General features: G+C 68.8%; 24 protein-coding genes. 16 read left to right on the top strand and 8 right to left on the bottom strand.

What is annotated here, in order from left to right; all coding sequences use genetic code 11:
• Nucleotides 1–22: 22 nt before the first annotated feature.
• Nucleotides 23–1,510: a PPE domain-containing protein gene (locus K6T84_RS09765; RefSeq protein ID WP_225400161.1), complete on the top strand. Its 1,488-nt coding sequence runs from the start codon at nt 23–25 to the stop codon at nt 1,508–1,510.
• Here K6T84_RS09765 and K6T84_RS09760 read toward each other — a convergent pair.
• Nucleotides 1,507–2,490: a quinone oxidoreductase family protein gene (locus K6T84_RS09760; protein WP_225400160.1), complete on the bottom strand. Its 984-nt coding sequence runs from the start codon at nt 2,488–2,490 to the stop codon at nt 1,507–1,509. The genes K6T84_RS09765 and K6T84_RS09760 overlap by 4 nt on opposite strands.
• Nucleotides 2,491–2,521: 31 nt before the next feature.
• Here K6T84_RS09760 and K6T84_RS09755 point away from each other — a divergent pair, with 31 nt between their 5' ends.
• Complete coding sequence (locus K6T84_RS09755; RefSeq protein WP_225402015.1) at nt 2,522–3,223, top strand: DcsG N-terminal domain-containing protein; 702 nt, start codon at nt 2,522–2,524, stop codon at nt 3,221–3,223.
• On the opposite strand, the gene K6T84_RS09750 is transcribed toward K6T84_RS09755, so the two are convergent.
• The 4 genes from K6T84_RS09750 to mptB are packed head-to-tail and all read right to left on the bottom strand — an operon-like array spanning nt 3,173 to nt 7,518.
• Nucleotides 3,173–4,114: a COX15/CtaA family protein gene (locus K6T84_RS09750; protein ID WP_225396315.1), complete on the bottom strand. Its 942-nt coding sequence runs from the start codon at nt 4,112–4,114 to the stop codon at nt 3,173–3,175. The two genes, K6T84_RS09755 and K6T84_RS09750, sit on opposite strands and share 51 nt — an antisense overlap.
• 1 nt (nt 4,115) lies before the next feature.
• Nucleotides 4,116–4,907, bottom strand: a complete 792-nt coding sequence (locus tag K6T84_RS09745; protein WP_224860591.1) for an ABC transporter permease — start codon at nt 4,905–4,907, stop codon at nt 4,116–4,118.
• Nucleotides 4,904–5,842, bottom strand: a complete 939-nt coding sequence (locus tag K6T84_RS09740) for an ABC transporter ATP-binding protein (protein ID WP_224860589.1) — start codon at nt 5,840–5,842, stop codon at nt 4,904–4,906. Before K6T84_RS09740 ends, K6T84_RS09745 begins: the two co-directional genes overlap by 4 nt.
• Entirely contained in the window at nt 5,839–7,518 is a 1,680-nt protein-coding gene (gene mptB / locus K6T84_RS09735; RefSeq protein ID WP_224860587.1) for a polyprenol phosphomannose-dependent alpha 1,6 mannosyltransferase MptB, read from the bottom strand. Before mptB ends, K6T84_RS09740 begins: the two co-directional genes overlap by 4 nt.
• Before the next feature lie 128 nt (nt 7,519–7,646).
• Here mptB and K6T84_RS09730 point away from each other — a divergent pair, with 128 nt between their 5' ends.
• The 8 genes from K6T84_RS09730 (at nt 7,647) to K6T84_RS09695 (ending at nt 15,861) form a co-directional block, all read left to right on the top strand.
• Nucleotides 7,647–8,450 (top strand): helix-turn-helix transcriptional regulator, encoded by an 804-nt coding sequence (locus K6T84_RS09730; protein ID WP_224860585.1) that lies wholly within the window; start codon nt 7,647–7,649, stop codon nt 8,448–8,450.
• Nucleotides 8,451–8,508: 58 nt separating this feature from the next.
• Nucleotides 8,509–9,966, top strand: a complete 1,458-nt coding sequence (gene sufB / locus K6T84_RS09725) for a Fe-S cluster assembly protein SufB (RefSeq protein ID WP_224860583.1) — start codon at nt 8,509–8,511, stop codon at nt 9,964–9,966.
• The gene (gene sufD, locus K6T84_RS09720) at nt 9,967–11,133 is read left to right on the top strand and encodes a Fe-S cluster assembly protein SufD (RefSeq protein WP_225400159.1); all 1,167 of its coding nucleotides are present in this window, start codon (nt 9,967–9,969) and stop codon (nt 11,131–11,133) included.
• A gap of 29 nt (nt 11,134–11,162) precedes the next feature.
• Nucleotides 11,163–11,948: a Fe-S cluster assembly ATPase SufC gene (sufC, locus tag K6T84_RS09715; RefSeq protein ID WP_225400158.1), complete on the top strand. Its 786-nt coding sequence runs from the start codon at nt 11,163–11,165 to the stop codon at nt 11,946–11,948.
• 3 nt (nt 11,949–11,951) lie between these two features.
• Complete coding sequence (locus K6T84_RS09710) at nt 11,952–13,214, top strand: cysteine desulfurase (RefSeq protein ID WP_225400157.1); 1,263 nt, start codon at nt 11,952–11,954, stop codon at nt 13,212–13,214.
• Between the two features lie 4 nt (nt 13,215–13,218).
• Nucleotides 13,219–13,716, top strand: a complete 498-nt coding sequence (gene sufU, locus K6T84_RS09705; RefSeq protein ID WP_225400156.1) for a Fe-S cluster assembly sulfur transfer protein SufU — start codon at nt 13,219–13,221, stop codon at nt 13,714–13,716.
• Nucleotides 13,713–14,054, top strand: a complete 342-nt coding sequence (locus K6T84_RS09700) for a metal-sulfur cluster assembly factor (RefSeq protein ID WP_225400155.1) — start codon at nt 13,713–13,715, stop codon at nt 14,052–14,054. The genes sufU and K6T84_RS09700 overlap by 4 nt, the downstream gene beginning before the upstream one ends.
• Nucleotides 14,055–14,151: 97 nt before the next feature.
• Nucleotides 14,152–15,861, top strand: coding sequence for an amidohydrolase (locus K6T84_RS09695; RefSeq protein WP_329786673.1), 1,710 nt, complete (start codon nt 14,152–14,154; stop codon nt 15,859–15,861).
• A 4-nt stretch (nt 15,862–15,865) separates the two neighbouring features.
• On the opposite strand, the gene K6T84_RS09690 is transcribed toward K6T84_RS09695, so the two are convergent.
• Nucleotides 15,866–16,507: a DUF5666 domain-containing protein gene (locus K6T84_RS09690; protein WP_225400153.1), complete on the bottom strand. Its 642-nt coding sequence runs from the start codon at nt 16,505–16,507 to the stop codon at nt 15,866–15,868.
• A 170-nt stretch (nt 16,508–16,677) separates the two neighbouring features.
• On the opposite strand from K6T84_RS09690, the gene trxA reads away from it, so the two are divergent.
• From trxA to K6T84_RS09670, 4 genes are all read left to right on the top strand, one after another.
• Nucleotides 16,678–17,043, top strand: a complete 366-nt coding sequence (trxA, locus tag K6T84_RS09685; RefSeq protein ID WP_225400152.1) for a thioredoxin — start codon at nt 16,678–16,680, stop codon at nt 17,041–17,043.
• 26 nt (nt 17,044–17,069) lie between these two features.
• Nucleotides 17,070–17,891: an enoyl-CoA hydratase gene (locus K6T84_RS09680; RefSeq protein WP_225400151.1), complete on the top strand. Its 822-nt coding sequence runs from the start codon at nt 17,070–17,072 to the stop codon at nt 17,889–17,891.
• 17 nt (nt 17,892–17,908) lie between these two features.
• On the top strand, nt 17,909–19,546 hold the full coding sequence (locus K6T84_RS09675) for an ABC-F family ATP-binding cassette domain-containing protein (protein ID WP_225400150.1): 1,638 nt from the start codon (nt 17,909–17,911) through the stop codon (nt 19,544–19,546).
• A gap of 98 nt (nt 19,547–19,644) precedes the next feature.
• Nucleotides 19,645–19,842: a helix-turn-helix domain-containing protein gene (locus K6T84_RS09670; protein ID WP_225400149.1), complete on the top strand. Its 198-nt coding sequence runs from the start codon at nt 19,645–19,647 to the stop codon at nt 19,840–19,842.
• 129 nt (nt 19,843–19,971) lie between these two features.
• Here K6T84_RS09670 and K6T84_RS09665 read toward each other — a convergent pair whose 3' ends face one another.
• Nucleotides 19,972–20,535: a TetR/AcrR family transcriptional regulator gene (locus K6T84_RS09665; RefSeq protein WP_224860554.1), complete on the bottom strand. Its 564-nt coding sequence runs from the start codon at nt 20,533–20,535 to the stop codon at nt 19,972–19,974.
• Between the two features lie 14 nt (nt 20,536–20,549).
• A complete protein-coding gene (acnA, locus tag K6T84_RS09660) occupies nt 20,550–23,366 on the bottom strand; it encodes an aconitate hydratase AcnA (protein WP_224860552.1) in 2,817 nt (938 codons plus the stop codon).
• A 201-nt stretch (nt 23,367–23,567) separates the two neighbouring features.
• Between acnA and K6T84_RS09655 the strand changes: the two genes are divergently transcribed.
• Both K6T84_RS09655 and ripA read left to right on the top strand, forming a co-directional pair.
• Nucleotides 23,568–24,050 (top strand): Rv1476 family membrane protein, encoded by a 483-nt coding sequence (locus tag K6T84_RS09655; protein WP_408066086.1) that lies wholly within the window; start codon nt 23,568–23,570, stop codon nt 24,048–24,050.
• Nucleotides 24,051–24,293: 243 nt separating this feature from the next.
• On the top strand, nt 24,294–25,715 hold the full coding sequence (gene ripA / locus K6T84_RS09650) for an NlpC/P60 family peptidoglycan endopeptidase RipA (protein WP_225396304.1): 1,422 nt from the start codon (nt 24,294–24,296) through the stop codon (nt 25,713–25,715).
• The last annotated feature ends 72 nt before the right edge of the window (nt 25,716–25,787 follow it).

Here is a 25,787-nt window from a genome sequence, read left to right as displayed (position 1 = left end):
GTCTTCGAGACTATGAATTATTGTGTTCGAGATGTTGTGGATGGCGTCGCCACCGGAGGTGCATTCGGCATTGCTCGGCGCCGGGCCGGGCCCCGGTCCGCTCTTCGCGGCGGCGGCGGCGTGGTCGGCGCTCAGCGCGGAGTACGCCACCGTCGCCGAGGAACTGGCCGCCCTGGTGACATTGGTGTCGGCCGGGTTCTGGCAGGGCGCGGCCGGTGAGCAATACCAAGCAGCGCACCAGCCGTATCTGGCGTGGTTGAACCAGGCCGGCGCAGACAGCGCCCGGATGGCGGCGGCGCAGGAAGAGGCGGCAGCCGCCTATGTCACCGCGCTCGCCACCATGCCGACGTTGGCGGAGCTGGCCGCCAACCACGCCACCCACGGAGTGTTGGTGGCGACCAACTTCTTCGGGATCAACACCATCCCGATCGCGCTCAATGAAGCCGACTACTTCCGGATGTGGGTGCAGGCCGCCACCACGATGGCGACCTATGAGGCGGTCGCGGGCTCCGCGGTGGCCGCGGTGCCGCAGACCGGGCCGGCCCCGAACATCCTCGGCATCTCCGACGACCCATCCACCCACGATCCCAAGGTCGGCAGCCCGCTGGACCTGTCGATCGCGCAGCTGCTCAAGAACGTCGGGATCAACTGGGATCCGACCGGCGGAACGCTCAACGGGCACCTGTACGACTACTACGCCAACGCCAATGAGCCGATCTGGTACCTCGCCCGGACCCTGGAACTGCTGGAGAACTTCCAATACGCCGGCGGTCAGGACCCGACGGCGGGCCTGCAATACCTGCTCATGATCGCGCTGTTCGACTGGCCGACCCACGTGGCGCAGCTCGCCACCACCCTGAGTCAGTCGGCGCCGCTGCTGGCGGTCGCCGCCGGCGCGCTGGCCGCACCCGTGGGGGCCCTGAGCGGACTCGGCGGGTTGGTGGGCCTGCCGCAGACTCCGGCACCCGTGGCCGCGGCGCAGCCCGTGGCCACGCCGGTGCCGGCCGTCCCGGCGGCTGTCAGTGGCATCCCGGGGGTCCCCGCCACGGGGGCGCCTGCGGCGGCGTCACCGCCCGCGGCACCCGGACCGCCCGCCGCGCCGTCGCCGGTGCCGGCCCCGCCGTCGGCCGGGGTTCCGGCGTTCGCGTACCCGTATGTGGTCGGCGGCGGACCCGGATGCACACCGCGGGTCGGCACCGGCACCGGCGTGGGTGCGGCAGCCATCGCGAAGAAGAAGGCGCCGGAACCCGATTCGTCCGCGGCGGCCGCACAGGCGGCGACACGCTCGGCGGCCCGCCGCCGAAGGCGTCAGACCCGGCAGGACCACGAGGTGATCAAGGTCGGGGCATCGGATCATGGCGCGGGAGAACTGGGTTTCGCCGGAATCACGGCCAAGCCCGAGATGGCCGCGGTGGGCCTGACCCGGCTGGCCGGCACGTTCGACGGTGCTGCCCGGCTGCCGCTGCTGCCCGAGAGCTGGGGCGGTATCGATTCCGGCGGAAACCCTTAGGGCAACAGCACGATCGAGCCGGTCGTCTTGCGGGCCTGCAGATCCCGGTGGGCGTCGGCAGCCTGCGCCAGCGGGTAACGTCCGCTCACCGTCACCTCGATCGTCCCGGTGGCGATCGCATCGAATAATTCTCCTGCGCGCCAAGAGAATTCCTCCACGGTGCGGGTGAAATGCGCCAGGTTGGGCCGCGTCAGGTACACCGATCCCGCGGCGTTGAGGCGCTGTGGATCCACTGGGGGCACCGGCCCGCTGGCGGCACCGAACAGCGCCAGCGTGCCCCGCACCGCGAGGCTGGCCAGGCTGGCGCCGAACGTCGTCGCACCCACCCCGTCGTACACCGCGGCCACGCCACCTCCGGTCAGCTCCTTGATGCGGGCGCCGAACGTGGCGGCGTCGGAGTCCGTCGGGCCGGGATAGTCGAGTACTTCGACGGCACCGGCCTGCCGGCACAGTTCGGCCTTGGCCGGGGTCGATGCCGTGGTGATCACCCGAGCGCCCAGGGCGGTGGCCCACTGGGTCAGGATCAGCCCGACGCCGCCGGCCCCGGCATGCAGCAGGACGGCATCGCCGGGTTGCACCGGGTACACCGACTTGATCAGATAATGCGCAGTCAGCCCTTTGAGCAGGGCGGCCGCCGCCACGCCCGCGTCGATACCGGCGGGGATGGGGGCGGTCAGGGCCGCCGGCGCGGTGCTGTACTTCGCGTAGGCGCCGGTCGCCGAGGCACTGGCCACCCGGTCACCCACGTTCAATCCCGTCACACCGGCGCCGACTTCGGCGACGGTGCCCGCCACTTCGTTGCCGACCACGAACGGCAACGCGGCCGGATAGGTGCCGGAGCGGAAGTAGGTGTCGATGAAGTTGACCCCGACCGCGTCGGCGTGGATCAGCACCTGGCCGGCGGCGGGGGCCGGCTTCGGGCGCTTGACATAGCTCAGGACTTCGGGTCCACCGGTTTTCGCGACTTCGACGGCGTGCATGGTGACTATCATCTCCGAACGTGAGGTCTGCATGAAGTTGGCCCGGCCCGACATCTTCCATCCGCGCATCGTCTTGGCCGGGGATCCGCTGGCACCGGGCGAGAGCGGTGGCCGGGTTGACGATGTGGCTCTGGTGGAGTCGCTGCGGCGCCGCGGCCTGCAGGCGCGTTCGCTGTCCTGGGATGATCCAGACGCCCTGGCGGCGGATCTGGTGATCCTGCGGGCGACCCACGATGTGTTGGACCGCAAAGCCGAATTCCTGGCCTGGACGAGGCGGGTGCCCGCGTTGCTCAACGACCCCGACGTCATCGCCTGGAACGCCGAGGAACGCTACCTGCGGGATCTGGAATACGCCGGGGTGCCCACGATGCGGGGACAGTCGCGGGAAGATCCCATCGCACTGGTGTTCTTCGGCAGCGGGCAGTCGCATGCGTTCCGGACGGGGCACGCCGTCGACCCCGACTTCGAGATGTGGGACCTGGGCCGCTCGGCGCTGCGGGCGGCCGCGGAACGGCTCAGCATCCGCATCGACGAGCTGCTGTACGCCCGGGCCGATGTGATCGGACCGCCGTCAGACGCCCGATTGGTGAGCCTGGATCTGATCGCGCCGCAGCTGGGCTGGCGTCACATAAGTCCGGTCGACCGCGACGGCGCGCAGCGGCGCTTCACGCTGGCGGTGGAGTCAGCGCTGAATCGGCTCGGGTTGGGTCCGCTCGCGCAGCGACGCCCATAGCGCCGCGGTCGCCCCGGTGACCAGTACCGCGCCGGCGACATGCAACGTCACCAGCACAGCGGGCACCCCGGTGAAGTACTGAACGACACCGATCAGCCCCTGCGCGAACGCCAAGATGATCACCGTCGTCAGCCGGCGCAGCGCCGGCCTGCCCGCGCGCACCGCCAGCAACCCGAACGTCAGCCCCACCAGCAGGCCGAGGAAACCGATCAGCAGCGACTCGTGCACGTGGGCCAGGGTGGCCACCTCGACCTTGAGCCGCGCCACCGTGCGGGTCGCGCTCTTGTCCCCGGCGTGCGGCCCCGCTCCGGTCACCAGGGTGCCGCTGACGAGCACGGCGGCCAGCGTCGCCGCACACAACGCGGTCAGCAGGCGCAACGGCGCCGGAACCACCTCACGCACCACGGCGCCGGCGTCGGGCTCGCCGACCTTGACGTAGAACAGCACCGCCAGCCACACCATCAGCATCGACACCAGCAGGTGAACGGCCACCGTCCACCACGCCAGCCCGGTGCGCACCGTGATACCGCCGATCACCGCCTGCACCACCGTGGAGGCCGGCATCAGCCACGCGTAGGTCAGCACCTCGGTCCGTCGTCCCGCCCGGATCACCGCCAGTACCGCCAGCGCCGAAGTGATGACGACTGCGAAGGTGACCATCCGGTTGCCGAACTCGATGGCCTGATGAATCCGCGGCACCTCGGAGACCGCCACCGGGACATAACTGCCCGGGAAGCACTGCGGCCAGGTCGGACAGCCCAGCCCCGAAGCGGTCACCCGGACGATCGCACCGGTGACCGAGATGAATCCCTGGGTGAACACCACCGCGGCGGCCAGCAGACGCTGGGTGCGCAGGCTCGGTTCCGGCAGCAGGCCGATCAGTCGCTTCATCTCAGCTGAACCGGAACCAGCGAACCGCGGCGATCCCGGCCAGTGCGCCCCACACCGCCAGCACCGCGAAGCCGAACCAGTCGACCGAGCAGGCCAGCGCCTGGGCCAGCGACTCGGTCAGCGCACCCGCAGGTGTCAGCCGGGCCAGCCAGCGCGCCGCGTCGGGCACCAACTCGTTCTCCACCGTCAGCGCGGACAATCCGCCGAACACGAACCACAGCAGGTTGGCGATGGCCAGCACGATCTCGGCCCGCAGGCTGCCGCCGAGCAGCAGTCCCAAGGCCGCGAAGCAGACCGTGCCCAGTGCGATCGCGAACGCCCCCAACCCCAGCCCGGCCAGCGTGGGCCGCCAGCCCAGCACGGCGCCGATGGCCCCGAGCACAATCGACTGCAGCACCACCACCGTCGCCACCGACAGCGACTTGCCGGTGATCACACCCCACACCGGTAATGCGGTGGCGCCCAAGCGTTTGAGTGCGCCGTAGCGGCGGTCGAATGCCACGGCGATGGCCTGGCCGGTGAACGCGGTGGCGATCACCGCCAACGACATGATCACCGGCAGCAGCGTCGTGGCGCGCTCGGCCGAGCCATCACCGAAGGGACCCAGCGGCAGCACCGACAAACCGATCAGCAGGGTGATCGGGATGAACATCGTCAGCAGCAGCTGTTCGCCGTTGCGCAGCAGCAGCGTCAACTCCAGCCGGTACTGCGCGGCCAACATGGCCGGCACCCGGCTGGGCCGCGGGTCGGGGGTGAAGGTCCCGGGCGGGAAGGACTGATCGGCTGTGGTCATGCGCGCAGCTCCCGTCCGGTCAGCTCCAAGAAGACGTCTTCGAGGCTGCGCTGCTCGACCCGCAGCGCAGTGGCCAGTACGTCGAGTTGAGCGCACCACGCCGTCACCGTCGCCAGTACCTGCGGGTTGACCGGGCCCTCCACCAGATACTCGCCGGGCAGCACCTCGTTGGCCCGGTAGCCCTCCGGCAACGCGGCCAGCAGCAGCGACAGCTCCAGCTTCGGCGGTGCACTGAAGCGCACCTGGCCCTGGGCGCCGCTGCGGGTCAGCTCCGCCGGCGTGCCGGAGGCCACCACGGCGCCGTGGTCGATGATCAGCAGCCGGTCGGCCAGTTCCTCGGCTTCGCGCAGGTGGTGGGTGGTCAGCACCACGGTCACGCCGTCGCGGCGCAACGCGTCGATCAGCTCCCACACCAGCAGCCGGGCGTGGGCGTCCATTCCGGCCGTGGGCTCGTCGAGGAACACCAGCTCGGGACGCCCGACCAGCGCGCAGGCCAGGGCCAGGCGCTGTTGCTGGCCGCCGGAGAGTCGCCGGTAGGTGGTGCGGGCGGCGTCGGTGAGGCCCAGGGTGTCCAGCAGCCACTGCGGGTCCAACGGGTTCGCCGAGTACGACGCCACCAGCTTGAGCATCTCGCCGGCGCGGGCCGCCGGGTAGCCGCCGCCGCCCTGCAGCATCACCCCGATGCGTTCCCGCAGCCGGTCGTTGTCGGCGACCGGGTCCAGGCCGAGTACCTCGATGGTGCCGGCGTCGGGACGCACGAAGCCCTCGCACATCTCGACCGTCGTCGTCTTACCGGCCCCGTTCGGGCCGAGCAACGCGAACACCTCGGCGGTGTGCACGTCGAGGTCAAGGTCCCGGACCGCTTCGGTCGCCGAAGGACCAGCGCCGAAAGTCTTGCGCACTCCGCGTAACCGCACCGCGACAGCTGAACTCACGGGGACTCAGCGTAAGCGTCGTCGGCCGCGACGGAATCAGCGGTGGGGTCGGGGCCGGCGACGGCAGGGCGGGGGCGTTCGGCCGGCATCTGCCGCCACGGCAGCCAGCGGTGGGTCGCCAGTATCAGCGTCAGCACCACGACACCGCTGGCCAGGGTGGCGTCCACGATCTGGAACAGGGCGAAGCGGTCGCCGTTGGCGGTCGGGCCGAAGATGCCCACCACCAGCGTCACCGCGATCACCGCGACCCGGAAGCTGGGCCGGGTGGCCCAGGCGGCCAGCGGGATGATCGCCCACAGCAGGTACCAGGGCTGCACGACCGGGAACAACAGGACCGTGACGCCCAATGCGACACCGAGTCCGCCGACCGGATGCAGCCGCCCCTGGAACACCACCAGCAGCAGCCAGAGGACCACCACCATGATGATCAACACGCCGATCCCACGGGTCAGCGACAGTACCGCGGTGGTGTGGTCGCCCAAGCCCAGCAGAATGCCCACCTGGCCGGTGCCCAGTGCGATCAGCGTCGGCGGTGACATCCAGCTGCGCACCACGTTGGCGGTGCCCAGCGTGAAGACCCAGCCGAAGCCCAGCCCGCTGGCCCAGCCGATCAGGCCGGTGATTGCGGCGGCGATAGCGGTCATGCCGGTGCCGGCGAGCAGAAACGCCCGCAGATCACCGCCCAGACGCCAGCCCAGCGCCATCGTCACGAAGCCCAGCGCCAGCAGCGACGGCAGTTTGACCTGGGATGACATCGTGATCAGCACAGCGCCGGCGACCAGTTCGGCCAGCGGCATCCAGGCCCCCGGATGTCGGCGTAACTCGGGCAGCAGCGGTTGGGCCGCGGAAATGCCGCGCATGGCGAACTCGGTGCCGGTCAGCATCAGGCCGAGCATCAGAGCCTCGTTGTGGATACCGGCCACCAGGTGCATCAGCAGCAGCGGGTTGGCCGCACCCAGCCACAGCGCACTGACCTCGGCCACGCCGCAGCGGGCCGCCAGCCGAGGTACCGCCCAGACGATCAGCCCGACACCGACCAGCACCACCACTCGGTGACACAGCACCGCGCCGACGATGTTCTCCCCGGTCAGCGCCGAGATGCCCCGGCCGATCCACAGGAACAGCGGGCCGTAGGGCGCCGGCGTCTCGCGCCAGAGGCTGGGCACCGACAGGGTGAACACGTGATCCAGGCCCAGCGCCGGTGCCGGACCCACCCGGTAAGGGTCCAGGCCCAGCCGGGAGATCTGGCTCTGCGCCAGGTAGGAGTAGACGTCCTTGCTGTACATCGGCGGGGCGACCAGCAGCGGCAGCATCCACAGCAGCAGGGTGCGATCGAGTTGACTGCGCGACATCCGGCGCCGCCCGAGTGCGAATCGGCCCAGCATCAGCCACGCCAGGGTCATCATCACCGCACCGGTGGTCGTCATGGTCAACGCCACCGTCTGCAGCCGCGACGGCAGGTTCAACAGTCGCACCCCGAATGTCGGGTCCTGCACCACCGGCCGGGCTCCCGCGCCGAGCGCACCGATCGCCATCAGCACGGTTCCGGTCGCGCCCAACAGCCGGGTTCGCCGCAGGCCGATGAGTTCACCGGCATTGAGCGGGGAGCCGACGGTGCGCTCGTCGCCGTGCAGATGCGCGATCGACGTGCTCAACGAGTGCCGCCGGACTGACATCCCAGCAGCGTAACGGCCGCTTGCCCGCTGGCCGTAGGGCCCGGCTGTGACGAGCGCAACGGTGTTTCGGGGCCGAACTGAGGTAACCCTTTCTAGACCCCGCCCTGGAATTGCGTCACACTGGTGTTGTGAAAATCGAGGCCACCGATCAGGCCGAGGTCAAGGCCGATACCGAAACCGCCGGGCAGCGCCCCGGCGGTCCGGTTCTGCCCGACCCCGCTGACCTGGCCGGTGGCCACGAATCACCCGAAGGCCGCACCCGCCATGCGGTGGTCCGGCTGCTGATGGAATCCGGCTCGATCACCGCGGGGGAGATCGGCACCCGGCTGGGGTTGTCGGCCGCCGGCGTGCGCCGTCACCTCGACGCGCTGATCGAGATGGGCGACGCCGAGTCGCACGCGGCGGCGGCCTGGCAGCAGGTCGGTCGGGGCCGGCCGGCGAAACGCTTCCAGCTCACCGAGGCGGGCCGCGGCAAGCTCGGGCACCGCTACGACGATCTTGCGGTGGCCGCGATGCGCCAACTGCGGGAGATCGGCGGGGAGGACGCGGTGGTCGCGTTCGCGCGCAAGCGCATCGACGCGATCCTGGGCAATGTGGCGGCCGCGGTCGCCGGCGCCGACGGAGAGGTGGAGTCGACGGCCGAACGGATCGCCGCGGCGCTGACCGAGGCCGGCTACGCCGCCACCACCGCCCATGTCGAGGGCGGGGTTCCGGGTTTGCAGATCCTGCAGCACCACTGCCCGGTGGCCAACGTCGCCAAGGAGTTCCCCGAGCTGTGCCAGGCCGAGCGTCAGGCCATGGCCGAAGTGCTCGGCACCCACGTACAGCGGTTGGCGACCATCGCCGACGGCGGCTACGTGTGCACCACCCATGTACCACTGACCGACAAGGCGAAGACCGGCAAGTCTGTAGTCGCCAAAAAGCTTCACTAGCACCACCTTCGGTGCGCATCGAGCACCGAAGCCATGACGAGCATCGAAGGAGCGTCACATGACACTCACACCGGAGGCCACCGCTTCCTCGCCGGTGGCCGCAGAGCCGCTGAGCCAGGACGAGACGATCGCGTCGCTGGGCCGATACGAATTCGGTTGGGCCGACAGCGACGCCGCCGGTGCGGCCGCCCAGCGGGGCATCTCCGAGGCTGTGGTGCGTGACATATCCGCGAAGAAGAACGAGCCGGAGTGGATGCTGGAAGCCCGGCTGCGCGCCTACCGGACCTTCATGAAGAAGCCGATGCCCAACTGGGGCAGCGACCTGTCCGGCATCGACTTCGACAACATCAAGTACTTCGTGCGGTCCACCGAGAAGCAGGCCCAGACCTGGGAGGACCTGCCCGAGGACATCCGCAACACCTATGACCGCCTCGGTATCCCCGAAGCCGAGAAGCAGCGCTACATCGGTGGGGTCGCGGCTCAGTACGAGAGCGAAGTCGTCTACCACAAGATCCGGGAAGACCTTGAGGCACAAGGGGTCATCTTCCTCGACACCGACACCGCGCTGAAGGAGCATGAGGAGCTGTTCCGGGAGAACTTCGCCACGGTGATCCCAGCTGGGGACAACAAGTTCTCGGCACTGAACACCGCGGTGTGGAGTGGTGGGTCGTTCATCTACGTGCCCAAGGGCGTACACGTCGACATCCCGCTGCAGGCCTACTTCCGGATCAACACCGAGAACATGGGCCAGTTCGAGCGGACCCTGATCATCGTCGACGAAGACGCCTACGTGCACTACATCGAGGGTTGCACCGCGCCGGTGTACTCCAGTGACTCGCTGCACTCGGCGGTGGTGGAGATCGTCGTCAAGCCCCGGGGCCGGTGCCGCTACACCACCATCCAGAACTGGTCGATCAACGTCTACAACCTGGTGACCAAGCGGGCGCGCGCCGAGGAGGGCGCCACCATGGAATGGGTCGACGGCAACATCGGCTCCAAGGTCACCATGAAGTACCCGGCGGTGTGGATGACCGGCGAGCACGCCAAGGGCGAGGTGCTCTCGGTGGCGTTCGCCGGCGAGGACCAGCACCAGGACACCGGCGCCAAGATGCTGCACCTGGCGCCCAACACCTCGAGCAACATCGTCTCGAAGTCGGTGGCGCGCAGCGGCGGCCGGTCCTCCTACCGGGGCCTGGTGGAGATCCACAAGGGCGCGCACGGGTCGAAGTCGAGCGTGAAATGCGATGCGCTGCTGGTCGACGACGTCAGCCGCAGCGACACCTATCCCTACGTCGACATCCGCGAGGACGACGTCACCGTCGGCCACGAGGCCACCGTGTCCAAGGTCAGCGAGAACCAGTTGTTCTACCTGATGAGCCGCGGCATCACCGAGGACGAGGCGATGGCGATGGTGGTGCGCGGCTTCGTCGAGCCGATCGCCAAGGAACTGCCCATGGAGTACGCGCTCGAACTCAACAAGCTGATCCAGCTGCAGATGGAAGGCTCGGTGGGCTGAGTGACGACGAATCTGACCGAGGCAGCCGAAGGCGTCAACAAGGGCACCGCATTCACCTCGTTCGACGTGGAGGCATTCGAGGTGCCGCACGGCCGTGATGAGGCGTGGCGGTTCACCCCGTTGCGGCGACTGCGCGGCCTGCACGACGGCACCGCGGTCGCAGCGGCCAGTGCGGCCATCGAGGTGACGGCTGACGCGGCGGTGCGCATCGAGACCGTTCAGCGCGGCGATGACCGGCTCGGTGCCGCGGGCGTGCCCGCAGATCGGGTTGCCGCCCAGGCATTCTCGGCGTTCCGCGAGGCGACCGTGGTCACCGTGCCCAAGGGCGCCGACATCGCCGAGCCGATCACGATCACCGTCACCGGCCCGGGTGCCGGAGCGGTCGCCTACGGGCATCTGCAGGTGCGCGCCGAGGAACTCGCACAGGCCACCGTCGTGATCGACGTGCGGGGCGGCGGAACCTACGCCGACAACGTCGAATTCGTGGTCGGCAACAGCGCGCAGCTGACCGTGGTCTGGGTCGCCGAATCAGAAGCCGACATGGTGCACGTCACCATGCACCACGCGGCGCTGGGCAAGGATGCGGTGTTGCGTCACAGCGCAGTTCAGCTCGGTGGCGAGCTGGTCCGGCTGACCGGCCGGGTGCGCTTCGACGGGCCCGGCGGCGACGCCGAGATGCTCGGGCTGTACTTCGCCGACGACGGTCAGCACCTGGAATCGCGCCTGCTGGTCGACCACAGCCAGCCCAACTGCCGGTCCAACGTGCTCTACAAGGGTGCGCTGCAAGGGGATCCCGATTCGGATCTTCCCGACGCCCACACCGTGTGGGTCGGCGACGTGCTGATCCGCGCCGCGGGGGTGGGTACCGACACCTTCGAGGTGAACCGCAACCTGGTGCTGGCCGACGGCGCCAGGGCGGACTCGATTCCCAACCTGGAGATCGAGACCGGCGAGATCATCCAGGCCGGGCACGCCAGTGCCACCGGACGATTCGACGACCTGCAGCTGTTCTATCTGCAGGCCCGCGGAATTCCCGAAGAGCAGGCACGCCGGCTGATCGTGCGGGGCTTCTTCGGCGAGATCATCGCCAAGATCCCCGTGCCGTTCGTGCAGGAGCGTCTCACCGAGGCCGTCGAGCGTGAACTCGCAGTCACCGAGAACAACTAACCGTCAAGATCTAAGGACTCGAAACAGCAATGAGCACACTGGAAATCAAGGACCTGCACGTGAGCGTGTCGCCGGGCGGCGTCGGCGATGAGGGCGCCGCGGCGATCCCGATTCTGCACGGCGTCGACCTGACCGTGAGCTCCGGCGAGACACACGCCCTGATGGGGCCCAACGGCTCGGGCAAGTCCACGCTGTCCTACGCCATCGCCGGTCACCCGAAGTACACCGTGACGTCCGGGTCGATCACCCTGGACGGCCAGGACGTGCTGGCGATGACCGTCGATGAGCGCGCCCGGGCGGGCCTGTTCCTGGCCATGCAGTACCCGGTCGAGGTGCCCGGTGTGTCGATGTCGAACTTCCTGCGCACCGCGGTGACCGCGATGCGCGGCGAGGCGCCGAAGCTGCGGGCCTGGATCAAGGAGCAGCGTGCGGCGTTCGCCGAGCTGGGCATCGACTCCGCCTTCGCGGAGCGCAATGTCAACGAAGGGTTCTCCGGTGGTGAGAAGAAGCGCCACGAGATCCTGCAGCTGAGCCTGCTCAAGCCCGAGATCGCCATCCTGGACGAGACCGACTCGGGTCTGGACGTCGATGCGCTGCGAGTGGTCAGCGAAGGTGTGAACCGCTACCAGCAGACCGACAACGGTGGCGTACTGGTCATCACGCACTACACCCGGATCCTGCGCTACATCCAGCCGCAGTTCGTGCACGTATTCGCCGGCGGGCGGATCGTCGAGTCCGCCGGGCCGGAACTGGCCGACGAACTCGAAGCCAACGGCTACGAGCGGTTCGTCGGGGCGGCAGCGGCGGGAGCCTGAGCCATGACGCTCTCGGTCAGTCGCCCGGTGATGCCGGACATCGACGCGATTCGGGCGGACTTCCCCATCCTGAACCGCGTGATGCGCGGCGGAAGCCGGTTGGCCTACCTGGATTCGGGCGCCACCTCGCAACGTCCGCTGCCGGTGCTCGATGCCGAGCGGGAGTTCCTGCTGCACTCCAACGGTGCGGTGCACCGCGGGGCACACCAGCTCATGGAGGAGGCCACCGACGCCTACGAGGACGGTCGCTCCGCCATCGCGGAGTTCGTCGGCGCCCAGCCCGATGAGCTGGTGTTCACCAAGAACGCCACCGAATCACTGAACCTGCTGGCGTATGTGCTGGGGGACAACCGCTTTGCCGGCTCTGTGGGCCCCGGCGACGTCATCGTCACCACCGAGCTGGAGCACCACGCCAACCTGATCCCTTGGCAGGAGTTGGCCCGGCGCACCGGCGCCACGCTGCGCTGGTATCAGGTGACGCCCGACGGCCGTATCGACCTGGATTCGCTGGAACTCGACGAGCGGGTCAAAGTTGTTGCGTTCACCCATCACTCGAATGTCACCGGCGCATTGGCCCCGGTCGCCGAGCTGGTGTCGCGGGCCCGCGCGGTGGGTGCGCTGACCGTGCTGGACGCCTGCCAGTCGGTGCCGCACCAGCCGGTCGACTTCCACGGCCTCGGCGTCGACTTCGCCGCCTTCTCCGGGCACAAGATGCTGGGACCCACCGGGATCGGCGTGCTCTACGGCAGGCGTGAGCTGCTGGCGGCGCTGCCGCCGTTCCTTACCGGCGGGTCGATGATCGAGACTGTGACGATGGCGTCGAGCACCTATGCGCCGGCGCCGCAACGCTTCGAGGCCGGCACCCCGATGACCTCGCAGGTGGTCGGACTGGCCGCGGCCGCCCGCTACCTGGATGCGATCGGGATGGACGTGGTGGCGGCCCACGAGCGCGAGCTGGTGGCCGCCGCACTCGACGGCCTGGCCGCCATCCCCGGGGTGCGCATCGTGGGGCCCACCACCATGGCCGACCGGGGTTCGCCGGTGGCGTTCGTCATCGACGGTGTGCACGCCCATGACGTGGGTCAGGTGCTCGACGACGACGGCGTCGCGGTCCGGGTGGGTCATCACTGCGCCATGCCGTTGCACCGCAAGTTCGATGTGGCCGCCACCGCGCGGGCGTCGTTCGCGATCTACAACACCCACGAGGAGGTGGAGCGTCTGCTGGCGGGCGTTCGCCGTTCCGTGGAATTCTTCGGGGGAGCGTGAGACGTTGCGTCTTGAGCAGTTCTACCAAGAGGTGATCCTCGATCACTACAAGCATCCGCAGCACCGCGGCCTGCGGGAGCCGTTCGGCGCGCAGGTGCACCACGTCAACCCCACCTGCGGCGACGAGCTGACGCTGCGAGTGGCGCTCTCGGCCGACGGCACCCGGGTCGACGACATCTCCTACGACGGGCAGGGCTGCTCGATATCGCAGGCGGCCACCTCGGTGCTGGCGTCGGAGTTGATCGGATTGACTGTGCCGCAAGCACTGTCGAAGTTCGACGCATTCCACGAGATGATCTCCTCGCGCGGAACCGTCGACGGCGACGAGGATGTGCTCGGCGACGGCGTCGCGTTCGCCGGCGTGGCCAAGTACCCGGCCCGGGTCAAGTGCGCCCTGCTCGGCTGGATGGCGTTCAAAGACGCGCTCGCCCAAGCGCTGGCGAAGACAGAGGAACAGGCGCTGGCATCCGTCAGCGGGACAACCCAGGAGATGAAGCAATGAGCGAAACCGCATCGGACGAGTTGCTGGCCGAGGTGGAGGAGTCGATGCACGACGTCATCGACCCCGAAATCGGCATCAACGTCATGGATCTGGGGCTGGTCTATGACCTGGCCATCCGCCAGGACGAGGAAGGCGCGGCTGCGGTGGTCACCATGACGCTCACCTCGCCGGCATGTCCGCTGCAGGACATGATCTACGAGCAGGTCGAGAACGCGACTGTGGGCGCCGGTCTGGTCAAGGCGCTCGACCTCACCTGGGTCTGGGAGCCGGCCTGGGGACCGGACAAGATCACCGATGAGGGCCGCGAGATGATGCGCGCCGTCGGCTTCACCGTCTGAGGCACCCAGTACTGACATACTCGTCGCGGGAACCGTCGAGCGGCGGTCTGCGACCGAGGAAGATCGGACACGGGTGACGACGAGTAGGCGACGGTTCATGGCCGGAATGGCCGCCGCGGCGGCCGGAACGGCAGTCGGTGGCCTGGCGGCGTGCGGACCACGGGGCCCCGGCGCCGACACCATCTTCGTCGGCGGCCCGGTGGTGACCGTGGTTCCCGGTGTCCCCGAGGCCGAGGCGCTTGCGGTCAGCGGCGGGCGGATCGTCAAGGTCGGCTCGCGCGACGACGTGCTGCGACTGCGGGGTTCGGGGACCACCGTCGTCGATCTGCGAGGGCGTGCCCTGCTCCCGGCGTTCATCGAACCGCACGGTCACCCGTTCGAGATGGGGACCACGCTGGCGCCCCCGGCGATCGACGTGCGGCCCTTCACCGTATCGACCGCAGGCGGCGTGTTCGCCAAGCTCACCGAGGCGGTGGACGACACCCCCAAGGGGCAGCCGATCCTGCTCAACGGAGTCGACCCGCTGCTGCAGACCGGGCTCAAACCGTTCAGCCGCAAGGAACTGGACCGGCTGGCACCGAACAACCCGGTGGTCATCATCTCCAACAGTGGGCACGCCGCCTACGCCAATACCGCCGCATTCGCCGCCGCGGGGATCACCAAGACCACCCCCAATCCGGTTGGGGCACAGTTCATGCGCGGGCCCGATGGGCAGCTGACCGGCGAAGTGCGCGAAGTGGCGGCGCTGATGGCGCTGGCCGCGCCGTTCTTCGGTGCCGTCACGGCCAATGCCGGCGACAATCTGCGCTGGGCGTACGCGCAGCTGGCGCGGGCGGGCATCGCCACGGCCACCGAGCACTCCTATGACTCACGGACGCAGGCGGAGGTGTACTCCAAGCTTGCTGCGCAGGAAGACTGCGCGATCAGGGTGCGTGCCTACGAGGTCGGCACCCAGGAGCTGGCCGACACCCCGAATCATGTGCGTGGCAAGCGGTCCGGTGCCGATGTGCTGTTCGACAAGATCGGCATGAAGATCTGGGCCGACGGATCGCCGTGGCAGGGAAACATCTTCACCACCTTCCCGTACCTGACGAATGCGACCACCGCGAGCATGGAGCTGGGGCCGGGCCACCGCGGTCAGATGAACTACAGCCCAGAACAGATCCAGCAGCTGACGGCGGCTTTCATCGACCAGCGCTGGCAGGTCTCGGTGCATGTGCACGGCGACGCCGCGATCGACGTCGTACTGGATGCCTTCGAGAAGGCGAAGGTGCCACCGGCACTGCGGCCGCGCATCGAACACGTCGGCGCCATCACGCCCGAGCAGTGCGCGCGCGCCGCGCACCTGGGCGTCACCCCGAGCATGTTCATCGAGCACGTCTACTTCTGGGGAGACGTGCTGGTGGACAAGCTGTTCGGGCCGGAACACGGATCAACCTGGATGTCGGCGCGTTCGGCGATGGACGCCGGCCTGCGGCTGTCGTTCCACAACGACGGCACCGTCACCCCGCCCGACCCGATCGGCAACATCGCCACCGCGGTCAACCGGATCGCCAAGGGCAGCGGCCGGGTGCTGGCCCCCGAGCAGCGGATCGGCATCGACGAGGCGATCCGGGCGCAGACCCTCAACGCCGCCTGGCAGCTGCGGCTGGACACCGAGATCGGCAGCCTGGAGCCCGGCAAGTACGCCGATCTGGTTGTGCTGTCGGCCAATCCGCGGCGTGTTCCGCCCGGCGAACTGCGTGACGTGGCGGTCGAGGCGACCTACCTGATGGGGCGCCAGACCTACGGCAAGCTGCTGGGGTAGCGGCCTAGGCCGGCGGCGTGGGGCAGTTGCCGTTGCCGTTCCACACCGTCACCCGGCTGGCCTGCAGCACGCCGTCGCCGTCGGTGGCGCCACGGGCGGCCACGCACTTGCCCGCGCTGATCGACGGCGCGCTGACCGCGATCATCCGCCGGACGTGGGTGGCGTCGTTGATCGTGACCGTGGTCGGCCCCGACGGCCCGTTGACGGTCACGGTGTCATCGGAGACCGACTCGACCACACCGCGGACGCCGTGGTGGCGTGCGACCGCCGGAGCGTCGGCCGGGCGCTGCGGGCACTTACCGTCCACGGTGGCGGTGATCGCCACGAACTTGGCGGTGATCGCGCCGCTGTCGGCGGGTGCGCTGTCGGGGGTGGCACCGGCCTTGATGCAGGTGCCGGTGGTGATCTCGGCGCGCTGGGCGGGCACCGACTCGAGTACCCGGGCGCCGTCGGCCAGATTGACGGTGACCGTTCCGGCCGAGCCGGCCACCTCGAAGGTGTTGCCCGAGGCCGAGGCCGAGGCGACCGAGCCGATGACGTGGTCGCCCTGGGCGTGCGCCAGTGCCGGGGTCAGCAGTGCTGCGGCGAACAGGGTGGCTGCGCCGGTCAGCGTGCGCAACGCCGGGGTGGTGGTGCTGGGGGCCATCGGGTTTCTCCATTCGTCAAGGCGACGGGTGCCGCCGGACCGTGTCACCACCGTCGACGGTGGAGTTAGCGGCCAGCTTGCCCTCAGCTGTGTGCGCGCTGTGTATGCCGATTCCGGGCCCGCCCGGCCGCGGTGGGAACACCACGGGGTGTCCGGGCGTTAGGGCAATCATGGCAACTCAAGACCTGACCGCTGCGCAATTCGAAGAAACCATCGCCGGCAATGACATCGTGCTGGTCGATTTCTGGGCGTCCTGGTGTGGCCCGTGCCGGCAGTTCGCGCCGACATTCGCCGCCGCCTCGGAGAACCACCCCGACGTGGTGTTCGCCAAGGTCGACACCGAGGCCGAGCAGCAGCTGGCCGCCGCGGCCGAGATCCGCTCGATCCCCACGCTGATGGCGTTCAAGAAGGGCACCCTGGTGTTCAACCAGGCCGGCGCGTTGCCGGCAGCGGCCCTCGAGCACCTCGTCCAGCAGGTCAAGGACCTCGACCTGGAAGCTGCGATGGCCGCTCAGGACAAGCCCGACCAGGTCTGACGGCCCGCACGCGATAGCGTGCAGCGGTGACCACCACATCCGAGTACGTCCTGGTCGACCGTCCGCGGCCGCACGTCGCCTTGATCACGTTGAACCGCCCGGAGCGGATGAACTCCATGGCCTTCGACGTGATGGTGCCGCTGCGCGAGGTGCTGTCCGAGATCGGCTACGACAACGCGGTCCGCGTGGTGGTGCTGACCGGAGCCGGCTGGGGATTCTCCTCCGGCGCCGACCACAAGTCCGCGGGGTCGGTGCCCCACGTGGCCGGACTGACCCGCCCGGCTTTCGGCCTGCGGTCGATGGAGCTGCTCGACGACATCATCTTGTCGCTGCGCCGGCTGCACCAGCCGGTGATCGCCGCGGTCAACGGCGCCGCCATCGGTGGCGGACTGTGCCTGGCGCTGGCGGCCGACATCCGGGTCGCCGCGTCGGGCGCATATTTCCGGGCGGCCGGGATCAACAACGGACTGACCGCCAGCGAGCTGGGCCTGAGCTACCTGCTGCCGCGGGCCATCGGCGCGTCGCGGGCGTTCGAGATCATGCTCACCGGCCGCGACGTCGACGCCGCCGAGGCCGAGCGGATCGGCCTGGTGTCCCGGGTCGTCGAACAGCCGGAACTGCTCGAGACCTGCTACGAGCTGGCCGAGCGGATCGCGGGGTTCTCCCGGCCGGGGACCGAATTGACCAAGCGGACGCTCTGGAGCGGACTCGATGCCGGTAGTCTGGAGGGGCACATGCAGGCCGAGGGGCTCGGACAGCTCTACGTGCGCCTGCTGACCAGCAACTTCGAGGAAGCCGTCGCTGCGCGCGCCGAGAAGCGTCCACCGGTCTTCACTGACGACAAATAGTTCAGGAGTACGCGCGCGTGATTACCGCAACGGGCCTGGAGGTCCGCGCCGGAGCGCGCACCCTGCTCGACTCAGTGGACTCGGTGCTGCGGGTGCAGCCCGGCGACCGGATCGGTCTGGTCGGCCGCAACGGCGCCGGAAAGACCACCACGTTGCGCATCCTGGCCGGTGAGGGCGAGCCCTATTCGGGCACCATCACCCGCACCGGTGAGGTCGGCTACCTGCCTCAGGACCCTCGGGAGGGCAACCTCGACGTGCTGGCCCGCGACCGGGTGCTCTCAGCTCGTGGCCTCGATCAGATCCTGGCCGACCTGGAGAAGCAGCAGGTGCTGATGGCCGAAGTGGTCGACGACGCCGAGCGTGACCGGGCCATCCGCCGCTACGGTCAACTCGAAGAGCGCTTCTCGGCACTGGGCGGCTATGCCGCCGAGAGCGAGGCGGGCCGGATCTGCACCAGCCTGGGCCTGCCCGAGCGGGTGCTGACCCAGCCGCTGCGCACCCTGTCCGGCGGGCAGCGGCGCCGGGTCGAGCTGGCCCGCATCCTGTTCGCCGCGGGTGAGGGTGGATCCGGCGGCGCCGGTTCGGGCACCACGCTGCTGCTCGACGAGCCGACCAACCACCTCGACGCCGACTCGATCGGCTGGCTGCGAGACTTCCTCAAGAACCACAGCGGGGGACTGGTGCTGATCAGCCACGACGTGGATCTGCTGGCCGACGTGGTCAACCGGGTGTGGTTCCTCGATGCGGTGCGCGGTGAGGCCGATGTCTACAACATGGGCTGGCAGAAGTACCTGGACGCCCGGGCCACCGATGAGCAGCGCCGCCGTCGGGAGCGGGCCAACGCCGAGCGCAAGGTGGCCGCGTTGCGTACCCAGGCCGCCAAGCTCGGCGCCAAGGCCACCAAAGCCGTTGCGGCGCAGAACATGCTGCGTCGAGCCGACCGGATGCTGGCCGCCCTGGACGAAGAGCGCGTCGCCGACAAGGTCGCCCGGATCAAGTTCCCCACCCCGGCTGCGTGCGGAAAGACGCCGCTGATGGCCAGTGGACTGACCAAGATGTACGGCTCGCTGGAGGTGTTCAGTGGGGTGGACCTGGCCATCGACCGGGGCTCACGGGTGGTGGTGCTGGGTCTCAACGGTGCCGGCAAGACCACGCTGCTGCGCGTGCTGGCCGGGGTCGAAACCCCCGACGCCGGACAACTGGAGCCCGGATACGGTTGCAAGATCGGCTATTTCGCGCAGGAACACGACACCATCGACAACGCGGCCAGCGTCTGGGAGAACATCCGGCACGCCGCACCCGACACCGGCGAGCAGGATCTGCGCGGGCTGCTGGGCGCGTTCATGTTCACCGGGGCGCAGCTGGATCAGGCGGCGGGCACCTTGAGCGGCGGTGAGAAGACCCGCCTGGCCCTGGCCGGCCTGGTGGCCTCCACCGCCAACGTGTTGCTGCTCGACGAGCCGACCAACAACCTCGACCCGGCCTCGCGCGAGCAGGTGCTCGACGCGCTGCGCAGCTATGCCGGTGCGGTGGTGCTGGTCACCCACGACCCCGGAGCGGCCGAGGCGCTCGACCCGCAGCGGGTGGTGCTGCTGCCCGACGGCACCGAGGACCACTGGTCGCCGGAGTACCGCGACCTGATCGAACTCGCCTAAGCCCTGTAACCGGTTGCATTTCGGGCAAAGTCGCCCGGTTTCGGTGCCGCGTTCCTACGCTGAACCCCATCGGAGCGGCGAGGGGATGGTGAGTGGACGTGGCGACGACGACGAAGCCGAACAAGCTACGTGATCGGCTGAAGGTCGAACTGCGCAGTGCCTATGAGAGCGGGGCCAGTATCCGCACCCTGGCGGCCTCGACCGGGCGCTCCTACGGCACGGTGCACAGCCTGCTGCGCGAAGCCGGCTGCACGATGCGCAGCCGCGGCGGGCCCAACCACCGCCGCCACCGCTGAATTTACTCGCGCGACCGTGCAGAGTTGTTCGGCAAAACGCAGGTGGGGGCGGACATTTCTGCACGCTCGCGCTAGGAGTAGTACGGGCACGCTCGCGCGAGGAGAAGTACGGGCACGCTTGCGCAGGGGTCAGCGCTGCCGCACCGAATCCTCCACCAGATCCAAGACCGCGGACAGTCGCTGGGGGTCTTCGCCGGAGGCCAGCCGGGCCACCAGGCCGTCGAGCACCAGATCCAGGTAGCAGTGCAACACATCGCCGGGCACATCGTCGCGCAGCCGGCCGGCCTGCTTCTGCCGGCTCAGGCGATCTGTTGCCGCAGCGGACAATTCGGCTGACCGCTCGGCCCAGCCGCGGCTGAACTCCGGATCGTGGCGCAGCTTGCGCGCGATCTCGAGCCGAGTGGCCAGCCAGTCGAACTGTTCCGGCGCCGCCAGCATGTCCCGCATGACACCGATCAGGCCCTCGCGAGAGGCGACGTCGGCCATCCGCTCCGCGTCCTCGCGCGCCAACTCGAAGAACAGCGTGTCCTTGTCGCGGAAGTGGTGAAAGATCGCCCCGCGCGACAGTCCGATCGTCTGCTCCAACCGCCGCACCGTGGCGCCGTCGTAGCCGAAGTCGGCGAAGCAGCGCCGGGCGCCGTCAAGGATCTGACGGCGCCGGGCCGCCAGATGATCCTCGCTGACCCTGGGCATCCGGGGCTATCCGCCTACGCGGAATCCTTCGCCTTGAGCATGTTGCGCAGCACGTACTGCAGGATGCCGCCGTTGCGGTAGTAGTCGGCCTCACCGGGGGTGTCGATGCGCACCACGGCGTCGAACTCGGTGACGCTTCCGTCGGCCCGGGTTACCTTGACGCGCACCGTCTTCGGGGTCTTGCCCGCGTTGAGTTCTTCGATGCCGGTGATGTCGTAGATCTCGGTGCCGTCGAGCTTCAGCGACGCGGCGGACTCGCCGGCCGGGAACTGCAGCGGGATCACGCCCATGCCGATCAGGTTGGAGCGGTGGATGCGCTCGAAGGACTCGGTGATCACGGCCTTGACGCCCAGCAGCGTGGTGCCCTTGGCCGCCCAGTCCCGCGACGAACCCGATCCGTATTCCTTGCCGCCCAACACAACCAGCGGAATACCGGCCTTCTGGTAGTTCACGCACGCGTTGTAGATGAACTCCTTGGGGCCACCCTCCTGAGTGAAGTCCCGGGTGTAGCCGCCCTGCGTGCCCTCCAGGCCGATGGTGTCCAACAGCCGGTTCTGCAGCCGGATGTTGGCGAACGTGCCACGGACCATCACCTCGTGGTTACCGCGCCGGCTGCCCAGCGAGTTGTAGTCCTTGCGGGCCACGCCGTGGGCGTCGAGGTAGTCCGCGGCCGGGGTGCCCGGCTTGATCGGACCGGCCGGGCTGATGTGGTCGGTGGTCACCGAGTCACCCAGCAGCGCCATCACCCGGGCGCCGGAGATGTCCGAGACCGGCGACGGCTCCAGCGCCATGCCGTCGAAGTAGGGAGCCTTGCGCACATAGGTCGACGAGTCGTCCCAGTCGAAGGTGTCACCGTCGGGGGTGGCCAGGCTGCGCCAGCGCTCGTCGCCCTTGAACACGTCGGCGTAGGACTTGCGGAACATGTCCTGGCTGATCGTGCTCTTGATGGTGTCGTCGATCTCCTGGGCCGACGGCCAGATGTCGCGCAGGAACACGTCGTTGCCGTCGTTGTCCTTACCCAGCGAGTCGGTCTCGAAGTCGAAGTCCATGGTGCCGGCCAGGGCGTAGGCGATGACCAGCGGCGGGCTGGCCAGGTAGTTCATCTTGACGTCGGGGGAGATGCGGCCCTCGAAGTTGCGGTTACCCGAGAGCACCGCGGTGACGGTCAGGTCTTCGTCGTTGACCGCCTTGGAGATGGCCTCCGGCAGCGGACCGGTGTTGCCGATGCAGGTGGTGCAGCCGTAACCGCCCAGGTAGAAGCCGAGCTTCTCCAGGTAGGGCCACAGGCCGGCCTTCTCGTAGTAGTCGGTCACCACCTGCGAGCCCGGGGCCATGTTGGTCTTCACCCACGGCTTGGAGGCCAGGCCCTTCTCGACGGCGTTGCGCGCCAGCAGGGCCGCGCCGATCATCACCGACGGGTTGGAGGTGTTGGTGCAGGAGGTGATACCGGCGACGGCGACGGCGCCGTGGTCGAGGATGAACTCGCCGCGCTCGCTCTTGACCCGGATCGGCTTGCTCGGCCGGCCCTCGGAACCGTTGGCCGCGGACGGGATGCGCACGGCGTCGTCGTCGGCGAAGCTGAGCTCGGCTGCGGCACCGACCGTGGCGCCACCGGTCGGGACCTTCTCGGCCACCGCGTCGTCGGTGTAGTCGTGGATGTCCTTGCGGAAGGCGATCTTGCTCTCCGACAACGGGATCCGGTCCTGCGGGCGCTTCGGTCCGGCGATCGACGGGACCACGGTGGACAGGTCGAGCTCCAGGTATTCGGAGAAGGTGGGCTCGTTGTCCACGTCGTGCCACATGCCCTGGGCCTTGGCGTAGGCCTCGACCAGCGCGAGCTGCTCGTCGGTGCGCCCGGTCAGGCGCAGGTAGTTGATGGTCTCTTCGTCGATCGGGAAGATCGCGCAGGTGGAGCCGAATTCGGGGCTCATGTTGCCCAGGGTGGCGCGGTTGGCCAGCGGCACCTCGGCCACGCCCTTGCCGTAGAACTCGACGAACTTGCCGACCACGCCGTGCTTGCGCAGCATGTCGGTCACGGTGAGCACCACGTCGGTGGCGGTCACGCCCGGCTGGATCTCCCCGGTCAGCTTGAAGCCGACGACGCGCGGGATCAGCATCGACACCGGCTGGCCCAGCATGGCGGCCTCGGCTTCGATACCGCCGACGCCCCAGCCCAGCACGCCCAGGCCGTTCTGCATGGTGGTGTGGCTGTCGGTGCCCACACAGGTGTCGGGATAGGCCTGACCGTCGCGCACCATCACGGTGCGCGCCAGGTACTCGATGTTGACCTGGTGCACGATGCCGGTGCCCGGCGGGACGACCTTGAAGTCGTCGAAAGCGCCCTGGCCCCAACGCAGGAACTGGTACCGCTCGGAGTTGCGCTGGTACTCCAGTTCCACGTTGCGCTCGAAGGCGTCGGCCGAGCCGAACACGTCGAGGATGACCGAGTGGTCGATCACCATCTCCGCCGGCGAGAGCGGGTTGACCTTGTTCGGGTCGCCGCCCAGGGCCGCGACGGCCTCCCGCATGGTGGCCAGGTCGACCACGCAGGGCACGCCGGTGAAGTCCTGCATGATGACCCGGGCCGGGGTGAACTGGATCTCGATGCTCGGCTCGGCCGAGGCGTCCCAGTTGGCCAGGGCCAGGATGTGGTCCTTGGTGATGTTGGCGCCGTCTTCGGTGCGCAGCAGGTTCTCGGCCAGCACCTTGAGGCTGTAGGGGAGTTTCTCGGTGCCGGGAACGGCGTTCAGGCGGTAGATCTGATAATCGGTGTCACCCACGGTGAGGGTGTCGCGCGCTCCGAATGAATTCACCGAATCTGTGCTGGTCACTTCCGCTCCCCGGGATCGAGTTCTCATCCGGCGACGGGTCCGCGCCACCGGGCGGACTCACTCTAACAGTACGTTTGTCCTGTATGAAGTAAGGTTCCCCTCACCTGCGCGGGGTTGATACCGTCGTCAACCGTGACGATCCAGCACCCGCCGGCCTACATCCCCGGCGAGCTCTGCATCACCGTCGGCCTCGACCCGGCCATGCCGCCGGACGAGTGCATGACGCTGGTGAAGATGGACGTCGCCGGGGACGGGGTCAGCGCGCCGGCGTCCGACGTGCCCGCCCTGCGCGAGGTGGTCGCCGATGCGGGCCGTGCCGGCATCGACCTGAAGATCGTCGAGGTCGCGCGGAACCCCGGTATGGACACCGCATTGCGCGACGTCGCCACCGTGGTGGGCTACGACTACCCCGATGCCACCGTGCTGGTGGTCAGCCCCAACTACGTCGGCAGCTACAGCGGCCAGTTCTACCGGGCCAAGCTGGAGGCCGCCGAGGACCATGCCAAAACCGGTGATCCGGTGGTGTCGGCGCGGCATTTCCTGCACGAGCTTGAAAGCACCGATCTGCCCTGGACGGGCCTGACGGTAGTGCTGTTGATGGGGGTCGCGGCAGCCGCGGTCGGAACCCGCTGGCTGCAACGGCGCAGCAAACGCGCAGACGCCGGGGTTGGCGCAGCCGACTAGGGGATATCGGCAGTTCGCGGTCTATGTCAGCGGCTGCCTGCCGCAAATACTGACGGTCTAGCAAATTATTGTGTCACCGGTTGGTCACAACCGGCTTAATTACAACAACGTAGTTTGTTACGAACGTTTCTCTAGTGACAGATGTGACGTATGGTTCAAAAGTCGTAGCTGTTGTATCAGTGCTATTTGTCACCGGCCGAAGCGCGGCACCGACTGCCCAGAGTCCGAGGAGATACCAGCCGAATGAGACGCACCCGCTGTGGCTCCGATGGCTCCGCCTCGGGGCTCACCGTCCGGCTCACCCAACCCGCGGTCGCCTCGGTGCTCAGCGCCGCGATGCTGCTGGGCACCCCGGGCCTGGCCACTGCGCAACCGGCCGACCCCGACGGCATCGCCGCGCTGATCGCCGACGTCGCCGAGGCCAACCAGCAGCTGCAGGACCTGGGCGCCCAGATCCAGCAACAGAAGGAGAGCGTCAACAAGGCGCTGGTGGACCTGCAGTCCGCGCGTGACGACGCCGCCGCCGCCCAACACGACGTGGAAGCCGGCCGGCAGGCCATCGCCGACGCTGACGCCGCGATCGTCGCCGCGCAGAAGCGGTACAACACCTTTGCGGTCTCGACCTACGTCAACGGGCCGTCCGACAGTTACCTGACCGCCAGTGACCCTTCGGAGATGATCGCCGCCGCCGCCGCCGGCCAGACCCTGGCGCTCAGCTCCCAGCAGGCGATCGACACCCTCAAGCGCGCCCGCACCGAGCAGATCAACTCCGAATCCGCCGCCCGGCTGGCCAAGCAGAAGGCCGAGCAGGCCGTCGCCGACGCGCAGTCCAGCCAGGACGCCGCGGTCAATGCGCTCACCGACACCCACCGCAAGTTCGGCGAACAGCAGGCCGAGATCAACCGGCTGGCCGCCCAGCGCGAGCAGGCGCAGGTCAGGCTGGCCGCTGCACGTCCCCAGCAGCCCGCCTCGGCGCCTGCCGAAGGCGCGCCCGCCCAAGCCGACCGGTGGGGCAATCCCGCCGGGCCCGCGCCCGCCGGCCAAGCCTCGCGGTGGGACGGTCCGTGGGACCCGACGCTGCCGATGGTGCCCAGCGCCAACGTTCCCGGGGACCCGGTGGCGGTGATCAACCAGGTGCTCGGCATCTCCCAGACCTCGGCGCAGGTGACCGCGAACCTGGGCCAGAAGTTCCTGGAGTCGATCGGGCTGGCCCGCCCCGAATCCACCGGCATCAACAACGGCCAGATCCCGCGGGTCTACGGCCGGCAGGCATCTGAGTACGTGATCCGCCGCGGGCTCTCGCAGCGCGGCGTGCCCTACTCGTGGGGCGGCGGTACCGCGGCCGGACCGGGGCGTGGGATCGGATCTGGTTCGGGCACTGTGGGTTTCGACTGCTCTGGCCTGGTGTTGTACGCGTTCGCCGGGGTCGGTATCAAGCTGCCGCACTACTCCGGCGCGCAGTACAAGATGGGCCGGCAGATCCCGACCGCGCTGGCACGCCGCGGCGACGTCATCTTCTACGGTCCGGGCGGCAGCCAGCACGTGGCGCTGTATCTGGGCAACGGTGCCATGTTGGAGGCCCCCGACGTGGGCCAGACCGTGAAGGTGTCGCCGGTGCGTAAGAGCGGCATGACGCCCTTTGTTGTCCGATACATCGAATACTGACGGTGGAGCGAATGCGACAGAGTTCACTACGTCTTACCCGGGGCCTGTCCCGGGCCGTCGGGTCGCTGCTGG

Origin of the sequence: Mycobacterium zoologicum (assembly GCF_020181635.2) — a bacterium.
In the GTDB taxonomy this organism is placed as follows: Bacteria; Actinomycetota; Actinomycetes; order Mycobacteriales; family Mycobacteriaceae; genus Mycobacterium; species Mycobacterium zoologicum.
The sequence above is the reverse complement of the archived record's forward strand: the minus strand, read 5'-3'. Positions and strand labels throughout refer to the sequence as shown.

What these genes read in the sequence shown, in the direction of transcription:
- K6T84_RS09760 (WP_225400160.1), bottom strand. Translation starts at nt 2,490, where the DNA reads ATGCACGCCGTCGAAGTCGCGAAAACCGGTGGACCCGAAGTCCTGAGC.
- K6T84_RS09755 (WP_225402015.1), top strand. Translation starts at nt 2,522, where the DNA reads ATGAAGTTGGCCCGGCCCGACATCTTCCATCCGCGCATCGTCTTGGCC.
- K6T84_RS09750 (WP_225396315.1), bottom strand. Translation starts at nt 4,114, where the DNA reads ATGAAGCGACTGATCGGCCTGCTGCCGGAACCGAGCCTGCGCACCCAG.
- K6T84_RS09745 (WP_224860591.1), bottom strand. Translation starts at nt 4,907, where the DNA reads ATGACCACAGCCGATCAGTCCTTCCCGCCCGGGACCTTCACCCCCGAC.
- mptB (WP_224860587.1), bottom strand. Translation starts at nt 7,518, where the DNA reads ATGTCAGTCCGGCGGCACTCGTTGAGCACGTCGATCGCGCATCTGCAC.
- sufB (WP_224860583.1), top strand. Translation starts at nt 8,509, where the DNA reads ATGACACTCACACCGGAGGCCACCGCTTCCTCGCCGGTGGCCGCAGAG.
- sufC (WP_225400158.1), top strand. Translation starts at nt 11,163, where the DNA reads ATGAGCACACTGGAAATCAAGGACCTGCACGTGAGCGTGTCGCCGGGC.
- K6T84_RS09710 (WP_225400157.1), top strand. Translation starts at nt 11,952, where the DNA reads ATGACGCTCTCGGTCAGTCGCCCGGTGATGCCGGACATCGACGCGATT.
- K6T84_RS09700 (WP_225400155.1), top strand. Translation starts at nt 13,713, where the DNA reads ATGAGCGAAACCGCATCGGACGAGTTGCTGGCCGAGGTGGAGGAGTCG.
- K6T84_RS09695 (WP_329786673.1), top strand. Translation starts at nt 14,152, where the DNA reads ATGGCCGGAATGGCCGCCGCGGCGGCCGGAACGGCAGTCGGTGGCCTG.
- K6T84_RS09690 (WP_225400153.1), bottom strand. Translation starts at nt 16,507, where the DNA reads ATGGCCCCCAGCACCACCACCCCGGCGTTGCGCACGCTGACCGGCGCA.
- trxA (WP_225400152.1), top strand. Translation starts at nt 16,678, where the DNA reads ATGGCAACTCAAGACCTGACCGCTGCGCAATTCGAAGAAACCATCGCC.
- K6T84_RS09665 (WP_224860554.1), bottom strand. Translation starts at nt 20,535, where the DNA reads ATGCCCAGGGTCAGCGAGGATCATCTGGCGGCCCGGCGCCGTCAGATC.
- K6T84_RS09655 (WP_408066086.1), top strand. Translation starts at nt 23,568, where the DNA reads ATGCCGCCGGACGAGTGCATGACGCTGGTGAAGATGGACGTCGCCGGG.
- ripA (WP_225396304.1), top strand. Translation starts at nt 24,294, where the DNA reads ATGAGACGCACCCGCTGTGGCTCCGATGGCTCCGCCTCGGGGCTCACC.